Source organism: Flavobacterium sp., from assembly GCF_044368625.1.
Lineage (GTDB): Bacteria > Bacteroidota > Bacteroidia > Flavobacteriales > Flavobacteriaceae > Flavobacterium.
This window is the reverse complement of sequence record NZ_JBIPPD010000058.1, coordinates 1-15,702: the sequence shown is the minus strand read 5'-3', so window position 1 is coordinate 15,702 and position 15,702 is coordinate 1. Positions and strand designations below refer to the sequence as shown.

At 35.1% G+C, this 15,702-nt stretch carries 12 protein-coding genes and 1 pseudogene; 8 read left to right on the top strand and 5 right to left on the bottom strand.

Annotated features, from left to right (window positions below; all coding sequences use genetic code 11):
- Positions 1-1,182: pseudogene (locus tag ACIQ2X_RS06495) on the bottom strand (peptidase C25); the annotation flags it as partial.
- Positions 1,183-1,393: 211 nt separating this feature from the next.
- On the opposite strand from ACIQ2X_RS06495, the gene gldJ reads away from it, so the two are divergent.
- Both gldJ and murF read left to right on the top strand, forming a co-directional pair.
- Positions 1,394-3,091 (top strand): gliding motility lipoprotein GldJ, encoded by a 1,698-nt coding sequence (gene gldJ, locus ACIQ2X_RS06490; protein WP_396178112.1) that lies wholly within the window; start codon positions 1,394-1,396, stop codon positions 3,089-3,091.
- Positions 3,092-3,165: 74 nt separating this feature from the next.
- Positions 3,166-4,449 carry a UDP-N-acetylmuramoyl-tripeptide--D-alanyl-D-alanine ligase gene (murF, locus tag ACIQ2X_RS06485; RefSeq protein ID WP_396178111.1) on the top strand — a complete coding sequence of 428 codons (1,284 nt, stop codon included), beginning with the start codon at positions 3,166-3,168 and terminating at the stop codon, positions 4,447-4,449.
- A gap of 3 nt (positions 4,450-4,452) precedes the next feature.
- Here the strand turns inward: murF and ACIQ2X_RS06480 are convergent, their stop codons facing one another.
- The 4 genes from ACIQ2X_RS06480 to ACIQ2X_RS06465 form a co-directional block, all read right to left on the bottom strand.
- On the bottom strand, positions 4,453-5,412 hold the full coding sequence (locus ACIQ2X_RS06480) for an L-threonylcarbamoyladenylate synthase (RefSeq protein ID WP_396178110.1): 960 nt from the start codon (positions 5,410-5,412) through the stop codon (positions 4,453-4,455).
- A gap of 3 nt (positions 5,413-5,415) precedes the next feature.
- Complete coding sequence (locus ACIQ2X_RS06475) at positions 5,416-6,258, bottom strand: DUF6671 family protein (RefSeq protein WP_396178109.1); 843 nt, start codon at positions 6,256-6,258, stop codon at positions 5,416-5,418.
- On the bottom strand, positions 6,255-6,515 hold the full coding sequence (locus ACIQ2X_RS06470; protein ID WP_396178108.1) for a hypothetical protein: 261 nt from the start codon (positions 6,513-6,515) through the stop codon (positions 6,255-6,257). The genes ACIQ2X_RS06475 and ACIQ2X_RS06470 overlap by 4 nt, the downstream gene beginning before the upstream one ends.
- A 65-nt stretch (positions 6,516-6,580) precedes the next feature.
- The gene (locus ACIQ2X_RS06465; protein ID WP_396178107.1) at positions 6,581-8,014 is read right to left on the bottom strand and encodes an NADP-dependent isocitrate dehydrogenase; all 1,434 of its coding nucleotides are present in this window, start codon (positions 8,012-8,014) and stop codon (positions 6,581-6,583) included.
- Positions 8,015-8,105: 91 nt separating this feature from the next.
- Here ACIQ2X_RS06465 and ACIQ2X_RS06460 point away from each other — a divergent pair, with 91 nt between their 5' ends.
- The 6 genes from ACIQ2X_RS06460 to ACIQ2X_RS06435 all read left to right on the top strand — a co-directional run bounded on the left by ACIQ2X_RS06460 (position 8,106) and on the right by ACIQ2X_RS06435 (position 15,572).
- Positions 8,106-9,029: a LysR family transcriptional regulator gene (locus ACIQ2X_RS06460; RefSeq protein ID WP_396178106.1), complete on the top strand. Its 924-nt coding sequence runs from the start codon at positions 8,106-8,108 to the stop codon at positions 9,027-9,029.
- Between the two features lie 78 nt (positions 9,030-9,107).
- Complete coding sequence (locus tag ACIQ2X_RS06455; RefSeq protein ID WP_396178105.1) at positions 9,108-9,788, top strand: TetR/AcrR family transcriptional regulator; 681 nt, start codon at positions 9,108-9,110, stop codon at positions 9,786-9,788.
- Positions 9,785-11,455, top strand: coding sequence for a peptidase domain-containing ABC transporter (locus tag ACIQ2X_RS06450; RefSeq protein ID WP_396178104.1), 1,671 nt, complete (start codon positions 9,785-9,787; stop codon positions 11,453-11,455). Before ACIQ2X_RS06455 ends, ACIQ2X_RS06450 begins: the two co-directional genes overlap by 4 nt.
- Complete coding sequence (locus ACIQ2X_RS06445) at positions 11,448-12,800, top strand: HlyD family secretion protein (protein ID WP_396178103.1); 1,353 nt, start codon at positions 11,448-11,450, stop codon at positions 12,798-12,800. The genes ACIQ2X_RS06450 and ACIQ2X_RS06445 overlap by 8 nt, the downstream gene beginning before the upstream one ends.
- The gene (locus ACIQ2X_RS06440; protein WP_396178102.1) at positions 12,760-14,193 is read left to right on the top strand and encodes a TolC family protein; all 1,434 of its coding nucleotides are present in this window, start codon (positions 12,760-12,762) and stop codon (positions 14,191-14,193) included. Before ACIQ2X_RS06445 ends, ACIQ2X_RS06440 begins: the two co-directional genes overlap by 41 nt.
- 1,166 nt (positions 14,194-15,359) lie before the next feature.
- Positions 15,360-15,572: a transposase gene (locus ACIQ2X_RS06435; RefSeq protein ID WP_396178113.1), complete on the top strand. Its 213-nt coding sequence runs from the start codon at positions 15,360-15,362 to the stop codon at positions 15,570-15,572.
- Positions 15,573-15,702: the final 130 nt, after the last annotated feature.

Below are 15,702 nucleotides of genomic sequence, written 5' to 3'. Positions count from 1 at the left end.
AACCGAAAAAACACTTGAATTCTCTACAAAACCAACTCCTGCGGCAGCTCCAATACCGGCAAATGCTAAATTACCTGCATCTGTACCGTTCACTTTTACATTCAAAACGGAACTATTGAGCGAATTTGCTGCTGCAACTACACGAACGTTTAAGGGAGCATCAGTTGTAAAATTTGGCAAACTGAAATCGAACGTTTGTTCGTTATTAAAACTAAAATCATCGCCAAACCATCTTCGACCTAAACGTGCAATATTTACTAAATCCCTTTCGTGAAAACTATAGGAGTCATACGTTGTAATTGCGGTGGCAGGTGCCGTAATCGTTGGCATTGTAGCGATTCGTTTTCCGTTAGCTCCTTGAGTAGTGATATAATAATAGGATTTGGTATCGTATAGATTTAAATGTGTGAAATTTTCTTGACTAAAATTATCAAGACCCTCGGCATAAAACAAGATGAAATCGTTATTGTCGAAACTACCATCTTCCCCACCCACAATTTGAATTGCATTTTCTTCCAAATCGGATGGATAATCAACGGCATTACTGAGTGGTATCATCCGACCCCCGTTTCCATAAATCTTAATGCTTTGCGGATTTACATTATTGAGGTTTAACCCCAATTGTTGCAAAAAAGATTTCGACAATCTATAAACACCTGATTTCTCAACGTAAAAGCGGTACCAATCTCCAGTGGATAAAACAGAATTAGCCACTTCATCAAAACCACCTCGAGCAGAAAACTCATTTGAAGCACCACGTTCCAAACTGTAATCAAATGATTTAACTCTTTGAAAGCCGGATTTAGACTTAATAATAGGAGCAAAAAAAATGTGAACAAACTGGTCGTTCCGAGCTTTAACAGGAATTGCTCTCTCAGAAATTGATGTTGGAATACTACTGATGGATAAATCGCCAAGTTGGGTTATCGTTTCATAAACAACATTTGAAATCCGTAATGAATTAGGATTTATACTATTAGATATAGGAACATTAAGACGAAACTCCAACGATTTATTTACCTCGTCAAACGAGAAATTTTCATAATTAAATTGGGGTACATTAAACTTTGCATCTCCTATAGAATAACTTAAATTATCTTTCCAATCAATAACAAAAGAACCGCTCACTTGAGCAGTGGCAAGACAAGAACCGAACAAGAGTATAAAAATTATTTTTTTCATTGTTTTAAAAACGCTACTAGTACAAAATTATTACAAAATCGTAAAATTAAATGATTTAGATTGTTCAAATGAATAATATTTCAATTAATTTTACGTTCTAATTCTGAATGGAAAACATTTATTTGGTTTTTTGTTATTATTTATAAAAAGTTGTTGCAATTTAAACCTTAATTATTATATTGCGCCACGAAATTTATTACCTACTCAAAGTATGAAAGTAAACAAAATTATGACGGTTAAGCTGATGTTATCATTAGCGGTAGTGGTTGGTTTCTCTAGCTGTAGCAAGAATTCCAGCTCGAAAAATGCCTCATCAGCTACAGGTTGGAAAATCAACGATAAAAAAGGGGGTTTCCAATACAATACGAATTACAAGAAGCAACAAGCTGCTCCAGGTCTCGTATTGGTAGAAGGTGGGACATTTACAATGGGTAAAGTTCAAGATGATGTGATGCACGATTGGAACAATACGCCATCACAACAACACGTACAATCATTCTATATGGATGAAACTGAGGTAACAAATGCTATGTATGCCGAATATTTATTCTGGACAAAAACAGTTTTCCCTCCAACAGATGAAAATTATAAAAACATTTACGACGGTGTACTTCCTGATACACTAGTATGGAGAAACCGTTTGGGATATGCAGAAACGTATACCAATAATTACTTGAGACATCCTGCATATGCATACTATCCGGTAGTAGGTGTAAACTGGATTCAAGCAAGTGAATTTGCAAAATGGAGAACCGAACGTGTAAACGAAGCTACTTTGGAAAAAGCCGGTTACTTGAAGAGAGATGCAAAAATCAATGATGTAACTGCTGAAAACAATTTTAGTACCGAAACCTATATTAACACCCCTTCAAAAGCTTTTGGTGGAAACGAAGAAATTGTCCTTAAAGGCAAAAACGGAAAAGCAAAAGCAGGTAAAAATTCTGCTGGTGAACCAAAAGAAGCCACTAATGTTTATGCAACAAGAAGCTCTGGATTAATTAACCCAGAATACCGACTTCCTACTGAAGCGGAATGGGAATATGCTGCAGCTTCAGATGTAGGTAACAGAGAATACAACTTGTATAAAGGACAAAAGAAATATCCTTGGAGAGGCTCATACACCAGAAGTGGAAAGCGAAAAGTTAAAGGAGATCAATTGGCCAACTTCAAACAAGGTAAAGGAGATTATGGTGGAATTGCAGGATGGTCAGATGATGGTGCTGATATTACCAATGTAGTCAAATCATATCCGCCAAACGATTTTGGATTGTATGATATGGCTGGAAATGTTTCTGAATGGGTTGCCGATGTTTACCGTCCTATGGTGGATGATGAAGGAAATGACTTCAACTACTACAGAGGAAATATCTACACGAAAAACAAAATTGGAGAAGACGGAACAGTGGAATTGGTTACTTCTGACAATATTGCCTACGATACTTTAGCGAATGGTAGAATTGTAGCTCGAAATTTACCCGGTCAAATTGCTCAAGTGCCAATTGATGAAAAAGAAACCTATTTACGTCAAAATTTCTCTACTAGCGATAACAGAGATTATAGAGACGGAGATAAACAATCTACACGTTATTTTGATTTTGGTTCTGAAGAAGATGCAGATGCTGATCCGGCAAAAAACAAAAAGAGGATGTACGATTCACCTGTGCACAACGTATCGGTAGATAGCTTGGACAATATGGTTAGAAAATATGATACTTCAAACAAGAGAACAACGTTAATTAATAACAATGTTCGGGTTTATAAAGGAGGATCTTGGAGAGATAGAGCTTATTGGTTAGATCCTGCACAGAGAAGATATTTCCCACAAGATATGGCTACTGATTATATCGGTTTCCGTTGTGCAATGTCAAGTGTTGGCCCAAAATCGACTAAGAAAAGTGCCCGAAACTAAAATTTAATTTTTTTTTACAATAGATATAAAAGCCCTTTAATTAGGGCTTTTATAGTTTTTACTAAGTTCACATCATGGAAATAAATACTTTACACGAGTTATTTTTAAAATGCAATTCTGTTGCAATTGATACCCGAAAAATTACAGCAAATTGTTTATTCGTTGCATTAAAAGGAGAGCGCTTTGATGCCAATACTTTCGCAGCAGAAGCACTCGATAAGGGAGCTTTGTATGTAGTTATCGATAATTCTAGTTATTTTATTGACCATCGAACCATTTTAGTAAATGACAGTTTAACCACTTTACAAGAGTTAGCTCAGTTTCACCGAAATTATTTAAAATTGCCGATCATCGCATTGACAGGAAGTAATGGAAAAACCACCACCAAAGAATTAATTCACGCTGTTTTATCGCAAAAATTCAAGGTAATGGCTACAATTGGAAACCTGAATAACCACATTGGTGTACCTCTCACCTTACTATCATTTGATCAATCCACGGAAATCGGTATTGTGGAAATGGGTGCCAACCATCAAAAAGAGATTGAATTTTTGTGTCGATTAGCTCAACCCGATTTCGGATACATCACTAATTTTGGCAAAGCACATTTAGAGGGTTTTGGCGGATTTGAAGGAGTGATAAAAGGTAAAAGTGAAATGTATCATTTTCTAAAAGACCATCATAAAAAAGTGTTTGTTAACTTAGACGATGCACTTCAAGTACAACACAGCACCTCCATTTCTTACTATTCTTTTTCTACAAAGGACAAAAATGCTAACGTATACATAACTGAAATTTATGCAGATCCTTTTGTTTCCGTAACGTACAACAACGTAGAAGTTCAGTCACAATTAGTGGGAAGTTACAACGCAAACAATATTATTGCTGCAATTACCATAGGCCAATATTTTGAAGTTACCGCCGATTTGATTAAAAATGCCATAGAGAATTATTCCCCCACCAATAATCGATCGCAATTGAGCCAAAAAGGTTCAAACCAACTGATTCTTGATGCATATAATGCAAATCCAAGTAGTATGGCCGTGGCTTTGCAAAACTTTACTCAACTTCCCGAAAACAATAAAATAGCATTTTTGGGAGACATGTTTGAACTTGGTACCGAAAGTTTACAAGAACATGAAGCCCTAGTAAAGACGGTTGAAAACAACACCGATATAACTTTTTACTTCGTAGGATTGGATTTTTTTTATGTAAAAAAAGAACTTAACCATTTTCATTTCTTCGCCACTTTTGAAGATTTACAGCATGCATTATTGAATACAAAGTTTGAAAATAAATGCATCTTAATCAAAGGTTCACGAGGAATGGCATTGGAGCGAATTGTAGATTTATTGTAAGCCTTACAAAAACGAAGCACGTCTTAAACGATCATTAATGGCTTTTCCGATACCCTTGTTGGGAACATATTCGGCAATGATGAGTTCCAGACCGAGAGCATCAAGTTCAATGAGGGTGGCATAAAGACTTGCAGCTGCTTCTGTGAGAGATTCATTTTGCGTAAGCGATTTGTATATTTCATTTTCTGTATTTTCTTTGATCTTCGCAAAAGTTAAAACACCTACTTTTTTGCCGCTGTTTTGTAGAAGTAAATTCCTGTGGTTTGAGGTAACTACTAATGGTGTTTTCGGAGCATAGTGTTTTTTTAACATTCCAGGCGCTTGCGGTTGAGCGGATACTGATGGTACAAAATGCAGTTTCCCCGTAATTTTTTCAATTTCAGAAACAGCACAACTTCCTTCCCGATATAAAATGGCTTTGTCATTTTTAAATCCAATTATAGTGGATTCAATACCGTTAATGCAACTCCCGCCATCCAAAATAAATTTTAAATAGCCGTCAAAATATGACTTGACATGTTCGGGTTTTGTAGGACTTATGGACATAAACGGATTGGCACTTGGAGCTGCTAACGGAAAGGAAAGCTGCCTAAGAAGCTCTAGAGTCAAGGGGTGATTAGGCATTCTTACCGCTACTTTTTTACTTCCAGCCGTTACAATATCGGGAATGATATCCTTTTTTTCTAATAAAAGGGTTAGCGGTCCAGGCCAAAAAGCCTTGGCTAATTTATAAGCAACTGTTGGAATATTAAACGCTACTTTTTCCAAATCAGTTATCGCCCCAATGTGTACAATTAATGGGTTGTATTCGGGACGTTTTTTTAGGATAAATATCTTTTTTACCGCTTCTTCATTTGATGCATTGGCGGCCAATCCATAGACAGTTTCGGTAGGAATCGCAACTAGGTCATTGGCTTCCAAAATAGTCTTTGCCGTATTGATATCTGAATTTATTAGTGTCATTTTTTAAGGATTGCAATTGTCACAATACATCGGGTCTTCAAAAGAAGCTCCACTTGGAAAATAATTTTGTTCGGAATACTGGCATTTTGAACATAATATCAAATGATACAAAGTAGACTTCGTAGGCAAGTGACAGCTGCTGCATTGCAAACCAGGTATCGCTGACGACACTGAAAAACCAGGCATCTTACATTCTGGACACAACGAAGTAATTTTTTCAACTAAATTTTCGGCAGCTTGTTCAATAATATACATTCGAGAAGGATTATTCATAGCTCTCATGTCCGTTTCCGCATATACTTTTCCAAACTTTTTGACAAGAAGTTCAAAAACAGCAATCGCTTCTTCAAAAGTTGCGATGTCTTTGTGGACTTCTACATCATTTTCTGCCGGAGTTTTTAAAATAACTTTGTGTGAAGGAAACTTTACTTGTTTTAAAAATTTCATGAAAGAATCTAAATCGGAACATTCCAAAGAAGCAAAATTAGTTTCAAACGAAACCTTTCTTCCTATAATTTCAAGCTTGTTTTTTACGTCGATTAAAATTACCAATTCATCGTCTGCTGACGCAAAAAAAGCCGAAGGATGTGGTCCGAAAGAACCCTCACTGGCCACAGCTAAGTCGGCATTGTAAAACAACATTGACGCAAGACACTTTTTTTTCAGAGTAGTCAAGGCGTCGTCTTTTCGGTCAATTTCACCTGAGAATGTACCAAAAGTATCGGTATCTAGCAGCGTATTTACATAACATTTTACCTTTAAATTACTTTCGAGTACAGGTTGCAAAACAGCTTCTTTACCATGTTTTGTGACAATCAAGAGGTTTCTATTCTCAAATAATTTCATTTTTTAATCTGAATTTCCGCAAATATAGAAAGCGTATCTGCTTCTGAAAGGCTTTCCAAATAAGTTAAAAACTCGTCTTTTGTCACTCTCAAATTTTCCATCCGGGTTAATGAGCGATCGTCTTGTTCGCCACGACGGATTTCATTACTGAAATTTTGCTTGCCGTGGTATTGAATTTTAAACTCTAGTAAATTTGTGATTATTTCCTTGGTTTCTTTTACTGAAAACGAACCATCAATTAGTTTAAATTTTTCCATAATTATTTAATATATTTATTAAAGCAGACTTTCAACTGTAATGAAAGCCTGCTTTTTGATTCCATTTATTGTCCTTGACCAAGTGAATAAGCATCTTTACCAGCAAACTGGTACAAGTTTTCGGTTTTTATCACCTCAAAGCCAGTATCTATGGCTCTTTGCATCAAATCCAAAATTGCTTGATTTGAAAATGGGCTTCCGTTGCTGGTTTTAAAACGACAACGCCAATGATCGGTACAAAAAGTTTCTTCAAAGCCTTCCGGCCATACCTTAATTCCGCGATTGGTAATCATGGTTAAAATGATGCTGTTTTTTTCTAATTTCTTTACATCGTCTGCCAACTCGTTTGCATTCAAACCTTTATAATCAAGAAATAAATCGACACCCACAAGTGTTTTTTGAGCGGGTGCAGCCCGTTGGTATTTTGGCAGTTGGATACTCCTATTTTTTTCGTAATTTACTTGCTTTAAGGTTTCCGGGAGTTGACCCAAGTTTGCAATTACAGCTTCGGCAAATTCGGCTGTTCCTACACGCTTTATACTTGAACCTTCTCGATATAAATCTTTAGTATGAATGCCGCTTTCAATAGTTTTTAGCCAAGCATTGTGGATTTTTTCGGCAACTTCTGTTTGCCCAATATGATTGAGCATCATGACTGCACCTTCTAATAATCCAGACGGATTGGCTGAATCTTTAACCATCCTTGGTGCCGAGCCGTGAATGGCTTCAAACATCGCACATTCTTCACCAATATTGGCAGAACCTGCAAGACCCACAGAACCTGCAATTTGTGCGGCAACATCGGATAAAATATCTCCGTACAAATTCGGCATTACAATCACATCAAACATTTCTGGGGTGTCGGCCAATTTTGCAGCTCCAATATCTACAATCCAATGTTCGTTTATAATTTCAGGATATTCGGCGGCAATTTCATCAAAAACTTTATGAAACAGTCCGTCTGTTTGTTTCATAATATTGTCTTTTGTAAAGCAAGTCACTTTTTTTCGACCGTATTGTTTGGCATATTCAAAAGCGTATCGAACGATTTTCTCACAACCCGGACGACTGATTAATTTTAAACACTGTACTACTTCATCCGTTTGCTGGTGTTCGATTCCTGCATATAAATCTTCTTCGTTTTCACGGATAATTACGATATCCATTACGGGATGTTTGGTAGGCACAAAAGGATACAAACTCATACATGGCCGAATATTGGCATACAACCCTAAAAATTTTCGCGTAGTTACGTTCAAACTTTTGTAACCCCCGCCTTGAGGAGTTGTAATTGGGGCTTTCAAAAATATTTTATTTCTTCTGATAACCTCCCAAGACTCTTTAGAAATTCCAGCGGTATTTCCCGAAAGATATACTTTCTCCCCTACTTCGATTTCTTCTGTTTCAATTTGAGCTCCTGCTGCTTTCAAAATTTTTAAAGTAGCATCCATAATTTCTGGACCAATGCCGTCTCCTTTTGCAATAGTGATTTTTCTCATTAGAATAAATATTTAATTTGTGCGGCAAATCTAATAACTGATATTAATAAATTTTTATTTATATTTGATATACTATCTATTAAATATTTTTATGAATTACACCCTAAGCCAACTGGAAATTTTTTTGAGAATTGCACAAACGGGAAGTGTAACTAAAGCGGCAGAACTATTGCATCTTACCCAACCGGCTGTTTCCATACAATTAAGAAATTTTCAATCGCAGTTTGATATTCCTCTCACTGAAGTGATGGGACGAAAAATTTATATTACTGACTTTGGAAAAGAAATTGCCGTAGCGGCCGAAAGTATTTTAGAACAAGTGCATGCAATAAATTTTAAAACAGCTGTTTTTAAAAATAAATTAACAGGGAAGTTAAAAATAAGCGTAGTTTCGACCGCAAAATATGTGCTTCCGTTTTTTCTTAACGATTTTCTAAAGTTGCATCCAGATGTCGAACTGATTTTGGATGTTACCAATAAAAGAACAGTAATCCAAAATTTAGAACAAAACGAAGTAGATTTCTCACTGGTTTCGATTATTCCTCAAAAATTAGAACTCCAACAAATGGATTTACTACCCAACAAATTGTATCTCATTAATAACAACCCAATTGACTATGCAAAAGATGACAACCTTAGCGAAATATTCCAAAAACTAACGTTACTTTTTAGAGAAGAAGGCTCGGGAACGCGGCAAACTATGGAAGAATTTATTTTTAGAAACGATATTAAATTTTCTAAAAGACTGCAATTGACAAGTAACGAAGCCGTTAAACAAGCCATTATTGCAGGTATGGGAAGTTCTATTTTGCCCCTTATCGGATTAAAAAACGAACTTTTGAATAAAGACCTTCATATTATTCCCATAAAAAATTTGCCCATCAAAACAATGTGGAGTTTAATTTGGTTAAAAAACAAGAAACATTCGCCAGTAACAATGGCCTATCTTACCTATTTAGAGGAGAATAAAGCCCGAATTATCGAAGAAAAATTTGCTTGGTACGATAACTATTAGTGAAAAAACTGTTAAATAATAGTAAATAAACATTAAACGAAAGTATTACTATTATATTTGCGCCAACAAATATTAAATATGGATCGATTACTCGCTAATATTAAAATTCAGGTTAATCCAGCTATTTATATAAAGGATCCCGAAACTACTGAGTTGGGGCGTAAAATTCTAACAGAAAGCATCTACTTAATTGATGAATTGGGTTTTGACCATTTTACATTTAAAAAATTAGGGGAACGAATTGGTTCTAACGAAAGTTCTATATACCGCTATTTCGATAACAAACACAAACTCCTGATATACTTATCGTCGTGGTACTGGAGTTGGATCGAATATAAATTGGTTTTTTCGACCAGCAATATTGCAGATCCAAAGCAACAGTTGATGAAGGCGATAACCGTAGTAACAGAAAAGGTGGAAGATGATGCCACTACCCTACATATAAACGAATCCGTTTTAAACCGAATTATCATTACGGAATTTACCAAAACATTTTTGACGAAACAAATAGACGATGAAATTCGAGAAAGTTTTTTTACGGTATATAATAGAATCATTTATCGGATTATCTCGATGCTTGCTCCATTAGTACCCGATTATCCTTATGCAAAAAGTTTTGTTTCGGACATGGTGGAAGGCTCTTTACACCAACATTTTTTGAGTTTACATCTGCATTCCATAACCAATTGTAATGAACTTGTAAGTCCTACTGATTATTATATAGATTTGACACAACGATTAATAAATAGCAGCATATGAATCCCTCCACACGATTTTTCAAATTATTAAAAATGGATCGAAAAGATATTTATCAAATATTTTTTTATGCCATTTTTGCGGGGTTAGTCAGTTTATCATTACCGCTTGGCGTTCAAGCCATCATCAATTTTATCCAAAGTGGACGTGTAAGCGTTTCCTGGATCGTTTTGGTGGTTTTTGTAGTTTTAGGTGTTGCTCTTGTTGGTTTTTTGGCTTTTATGCAACTTCGAATTACCGAAAACTTACAACAAAAAATATTTGTTCGTTCGTCTTTCGAGTTTGCGTATAAATTACCTAAAATCAAGTTTGACGATTTGTATCCGAATGTCTATCCTCCGGAACTTGCCAACCGCTTTTTTGATACTATAACCATTCAAAAAGGAAGTTCGAAAATATTAATGGATTTTTCGGCTGCATTACTGCAAATTGGTTTTGGAATTATTTTACTATCACTTTACCATCCGTTTTTTATCGTTTTTGGTATTTTATTGGTAGGCTTGTTGTATTTTATATTTAAATTTTCGTACCAACCTGGAATTAAAACCAGTTTGAAAGAGTCCAAGTATAAGTATCAAGTCGCCGACTGGCTTCAAGAAATTGCTCGGAACCGATCGAGTTTTAGAAATGAAACCAATTTTGCGTATGCAATGAATAAAAACGATTCAATTATATCAAAATACCTAGTTAACCGTGAAAGTCATTTTGCTGTTATCAAACGGCAGTTTGGCCAATTGGTATTCTTTAAAATATTAATTACGGCTGGATTATTACTGTTGGGTGGCTACTTGGTTATTTCGCAACAAATGAATATTGGACAGTTCGTGGCATCTGAAATTGTTATTTTATTGGTAATCAATTCAGTCGAAAAAATTATTTTGGGACTTGAAACTTTTTACGATGTATTGACCTCGTTAGAAAAAATCGGACAAGTAGCAGATATGGAATTTGAAGCCGATAACACTAAGCCTTACAGCAGCTGCTATACAGCCATCAATTTAGAATTAGAAAATGTAAGTTTTCGTTTTCCAAATAGTAGTGACGACCTGCTAAAGGGAATTTCGCTACATATTACACCTGGTGAAAAAATTATTTTGAGCGGCAGAAATGGCTCTGGAAAAACCACATTGATTCGAATATTATCGGGAATTTTAACGCCTACTTCCGGCGCATTTTTTGTAAACGATGATACTTTTCGAAAAATAAACATTACGCAATACCGTTCCCAAATCGCTTCTATTACAGCGGGAGAAACACCTTTTGAAGGAACACTTATCGAAAACATTACATTCAACGATCCCAATGTAAGTGATGAAGATATTAAATGGTCGCTGGAAGCTACTCAACTGACGTCTTTTTTTAGAACATTACCCAATGGTTTGGACACCGAACTTTTGCAGGAAGGAAAACAACTCTCCTCCTCTAATGCCCAGAAAATTTTGATAGCAAGGAGCATTGTTAAAAAACCAAAGGTTATTTTTTATGAAGATCCTACAGAAAAAATGGACGACGACACAGCGAGACAGATTATCGATTTTATTTGCAAGCCTGAACACAAATGGACGGTTGTAGTTACATCGAATAATCCGTACTGGCAAGAGAAAGCAACTCGTTCAATTGTTATGGATAATGGTCGAATTATCAACGATAAAAAAATAAATCATGCTTAATATAACCGAAAATTACACTGAAAAACTCGAATCACTTGGCACCTATAAAACGGTGAAGGATTTGAACAATCGGCCTCACTACAAAATCTTGAATAAAGTGATTTTAGGCAGTTGCATCTTTGCGGTACTCTTTTTGTTTCTGCCTTGGACACAAAATATTTCAGGAACAGGATCTGTTACCACATTAAAACCCAATCAAAGACCGCAAACTATTCACACCGGAATAGCAGGTAGAATTGAAAAATGGTACGTACAAGAAGGTGATTTTGTAAAAAAAGGCGATACTATTTTATTCATTTCAGAAGTAAAAGAAGATTATTTAGATCCCAATTTGGTTGCCAATACAAAAAACCAAGTCGATGCTAAAAAACTATCTTTTGATTCATACGACGGAAAAGTAAGCGCATTAGAGAAACAAATGTCAGAGCTTTCGAAAGAAAAAATGCTAAAATTGCAACAAGCACAGAATAAAATTAAGCAAGGAATTCTGAAAATTAAAAGCGATAGTATTGACTTAGAAGCGGTCAAAACACAACTCAGGATAGCAACTACCCAATTTAATCGTTCCACCCAATTGGAAAAGGAAGGTTTAAAACCTTTAACTGATGTCGAAGAAAAACGCTTGAAACTGCAAGAAGTTCAAGCAAAAATTATTACGCAAGAAAACAAATTATTGACTTCTCAAAACGAAATTTTGAATACCCGAATGGAAATAAGTCGTTTGAACGCGGAGTATAGCGAGAAAATCTCTAAGGCAGACAGCGATAAGTTTACCGCCTTGAGCAATCAATTTGATACAGAAGCACAAGTAAATAAATTACAAAATCAGTATGCCAATTACAGTATTCGAAACGGAATGTATTATATCAAGGCGCCTCAAGATGGATTTGTGAACCGTGCACTTCAATCAGGACTTGGTGAAATGATAAAAGAAGGAACTCCTGTAGTTAGTATAATGCCTGCAAATTATGAAATTGCAGTAGAAACTTTTGTAAATCCAATCGATTTACCACTCTTAAAACGTGGAGAACGGGTTCGAATATGGTTTGACGGTTGGCCCACTATCGTTTTTAGCGGCTGGCCTGATATGTCCTACGGAACTTTTGGTGGAAGAGTGGTCGCTATCGAAAACTTTATCAGTCCAAATGGAAAGTACCGAATTTTGATTGCACCAGATCCTAATGAAGCAAAATGGCCTAAACAATTGAGTATCGGTGCTGGTGCTCAAACTATAGCTTTACTGGAAACAGTTCCTATTGGCTTTGAAATTTGGCGGGTTCTAAATGGATTTCCCCCTAATTATTATGAATCTAAAACAGGCAATGATGCGACTGCTAAAAAATAATTTCATATTTTATTTTTCGTTATTTCTTGTTTCCCTTAGTTTCGGAAACCTTCAAAGTCAGGAAGTACCTTCTGAAGTGCTAACCTATCCTGAATTTTTGGGATATGTAAAAAAATTTCATCCGAGAATCAAGCAAGCCAATTTATTAATCAGTGAAGGTGAAGCTGAATTAATGAAAGCCCGAGGTGCATTCGATCCCAAAATCGAGGTAGATTATGAAGAAAAACAATTCAAGGGGAGCGAATATTACAGCCTTTTAAACAGCAGTTTTAAAATTCCTACGTGGTATGGAATTGAGGTAAAAGCGAGTTTTGACAATGCAGAAGGGATTTATGTCAATCCGCAAATGACAACTCCAAATAGTGGTTTAACCTCAGTGGGAGTAACACTGCCATTGGGTCAAGGATTGTGGATAAATGAACGAATGACCGATTTGCGCAAAGGGAAACTACAAGTGCAACTGTCACAAGCCGAACAAAAACTTGCAGCAGTAGAAGTTTTATATGATGCTTCTGTTGTATATTTCGATTGGCTCAAAACCTACAACGAACTTAAATTGTACCGTAATTATTTAACTTTTGCTGAAACACGTTACAAAGGAATCATCACCTTAATTGAACAAGGCGACAAGCCAGCGATTGACAGTATTGAAGCAGGAATTATCATCAAGAATCGAAAAATTAATTTGCAAGAGGCCGAATTAAAATTGATGAAAGCCAAACTAGATCTTGCTACTTTTTTATGGATTGAAAATGTACCAGTCGAACTACAAGAAAACATTATCCCTGATGAAGCCATACAAAACAACATTTTTCAAGATTTGCCTTTTGATCGTATCGAAAACAATTCAGTGCTCACGGACAACCATCCAAAAATCCAATCGTTGCAACGAAAAATTGACATTTTAACGTTAGACCGAAAACTCAAAGCAAATATGCTTTTACCAAAACTAGACGTAGGTTACTATTATTTGTCAGAACCCTCTTATTTTGACAATTACCGATGGTCCGATTATAAAGTAGGTGTCAATTTTACTTTCCCAATTTTTCTACGCAAAGAACGTGGAACGTTAAATTTAGCAAAACTTAAATTACAAGATTCACAACTGGATTTAAACTTAGAACGATTGCAACTGGACAACAAAATGAAAGCAGGAAGAACCGAAATAGCTACTTTACAAAATCAAATTGAAATTACAGATGCCTTAGTAAATGATTATTCCACAATGTTGCAGTCAGAAGAACGTCTTTTTTCATTTGGCGAAAGTTCAATATTCTTAATCAACAGTAGAGAAAACAGTTTGATTACCAGTCAGATTTCTCAAATAAATTTAGAAAATAGGTATTTACAATCCTACGCCAACTTGTTCCGAATTATGGGAATCTTGGAGTGATAACTATTACGAAATAAGCCTCAAATATTTGTGTCAGATAAGAAAAATAGTGACTCTGAAATGGATTTAGAACGAGAACCGTAAATGGTTTTGGTAAAGAAATTCTTTAAAAAGTGTCATGCATTCGTAGCGGTATATGTTAACTATCCTATATTGTCGTATTGAAGAACAAGAAGGATCAACATTGCAAATTCATTTTTAGCCTTTGTAGCATTAAATTAACTGTAGATCAACACTTAAAATTGTGGGGAATTATGGAAATGCAAATAAAATATTAGTTTATTTTAAGCGATATTTTAGATGATTATTCAATTCTCGAATTGTTTTATAATGCAATATGTAACGTCTTTTTTTGTTGTACCAGATTTCGATGTATCCGAAGGTTTCTGGTTTCATTTGTCTCTTTGTGAAGAGTTTTATTAGCTTAGAATAACTCTGTTTTAAATGGTTTAAAGAAGCATCCACCCAAAGCGTTAGTCACAGTTCACTTTTCTAATAAACTTTTTATTATACCAAAGAATTCAATTGTTTTAGCAAATTTCTTATTTGCATATTGAACACCAGAACCAAACCATATTACTTTGCTCAAACTGGTGAACTAATGAAAAATCAATCTTCGTTGAATGTTTCTGTTCCTTATTACCATCTACATGCAGCAAGATTTGTTTGCTTCGCCTGTTCACTGTAGCAAGGGTCATTCAGTATTTATCCTATTGCTTAAACTGCATTGAACAATATCCACTAGAAACAACTTTTAACCGTGCACATTTTTCAATCGTAAATAGGTCGTCCCAATTATTAATGACCCTTTATTTCATCGACCGAACTTGGAAAGATGCTGATTGCTATTTTTATATATCAAGTTCAAGTTCTGCATCTTTCAACTTTTTCTAAAGTTCATAAGTCATTTTTACTCTAGTGTTCGCTAAAAAATTTTCAGGAAAACTACATACACGAAATTAATCACATTCTTTTCACTATTTGTAGATTAAGATAGGTAAAATCCCAAGTTTCCCATCTTATTCTTAGATTTTATCTCTTACCTTGCTTAATTGAAAAGCTTTTGTCTTGAAACCTGGATTATAAATTTTTCTCTCTCGTATCATATGTTAAAGATAGCATCTCGTTCTTGATTTTATTATGAAGCTACATTAGTATATCCTGATATTCATCAAGCATATAACCACACCCAAGCGCTCAGAACTATCTTTGAAATTAGAACCGACAAAATAATTTGTATCGCTAGAGTTGCCATATGTCAGGAAAAAGTAAATCAGTCTGTAATCAAGACCTTTAATAGAATATCCCGAACGATAATCAATCATTATCAAACCATTTTGAACAATTTTGACAACAGAAGTACAAATGCTTTCGGTTAAAATGACATTCACGAACTCTTTATAAAATATTTTGAGTAATCTTTCAATGCTAAAATAAAAGCATTCAGAAACCACTTTAGAGGCGTTATAAATATAGAATTCTTACTCTTTAGACTAACAAATATATATG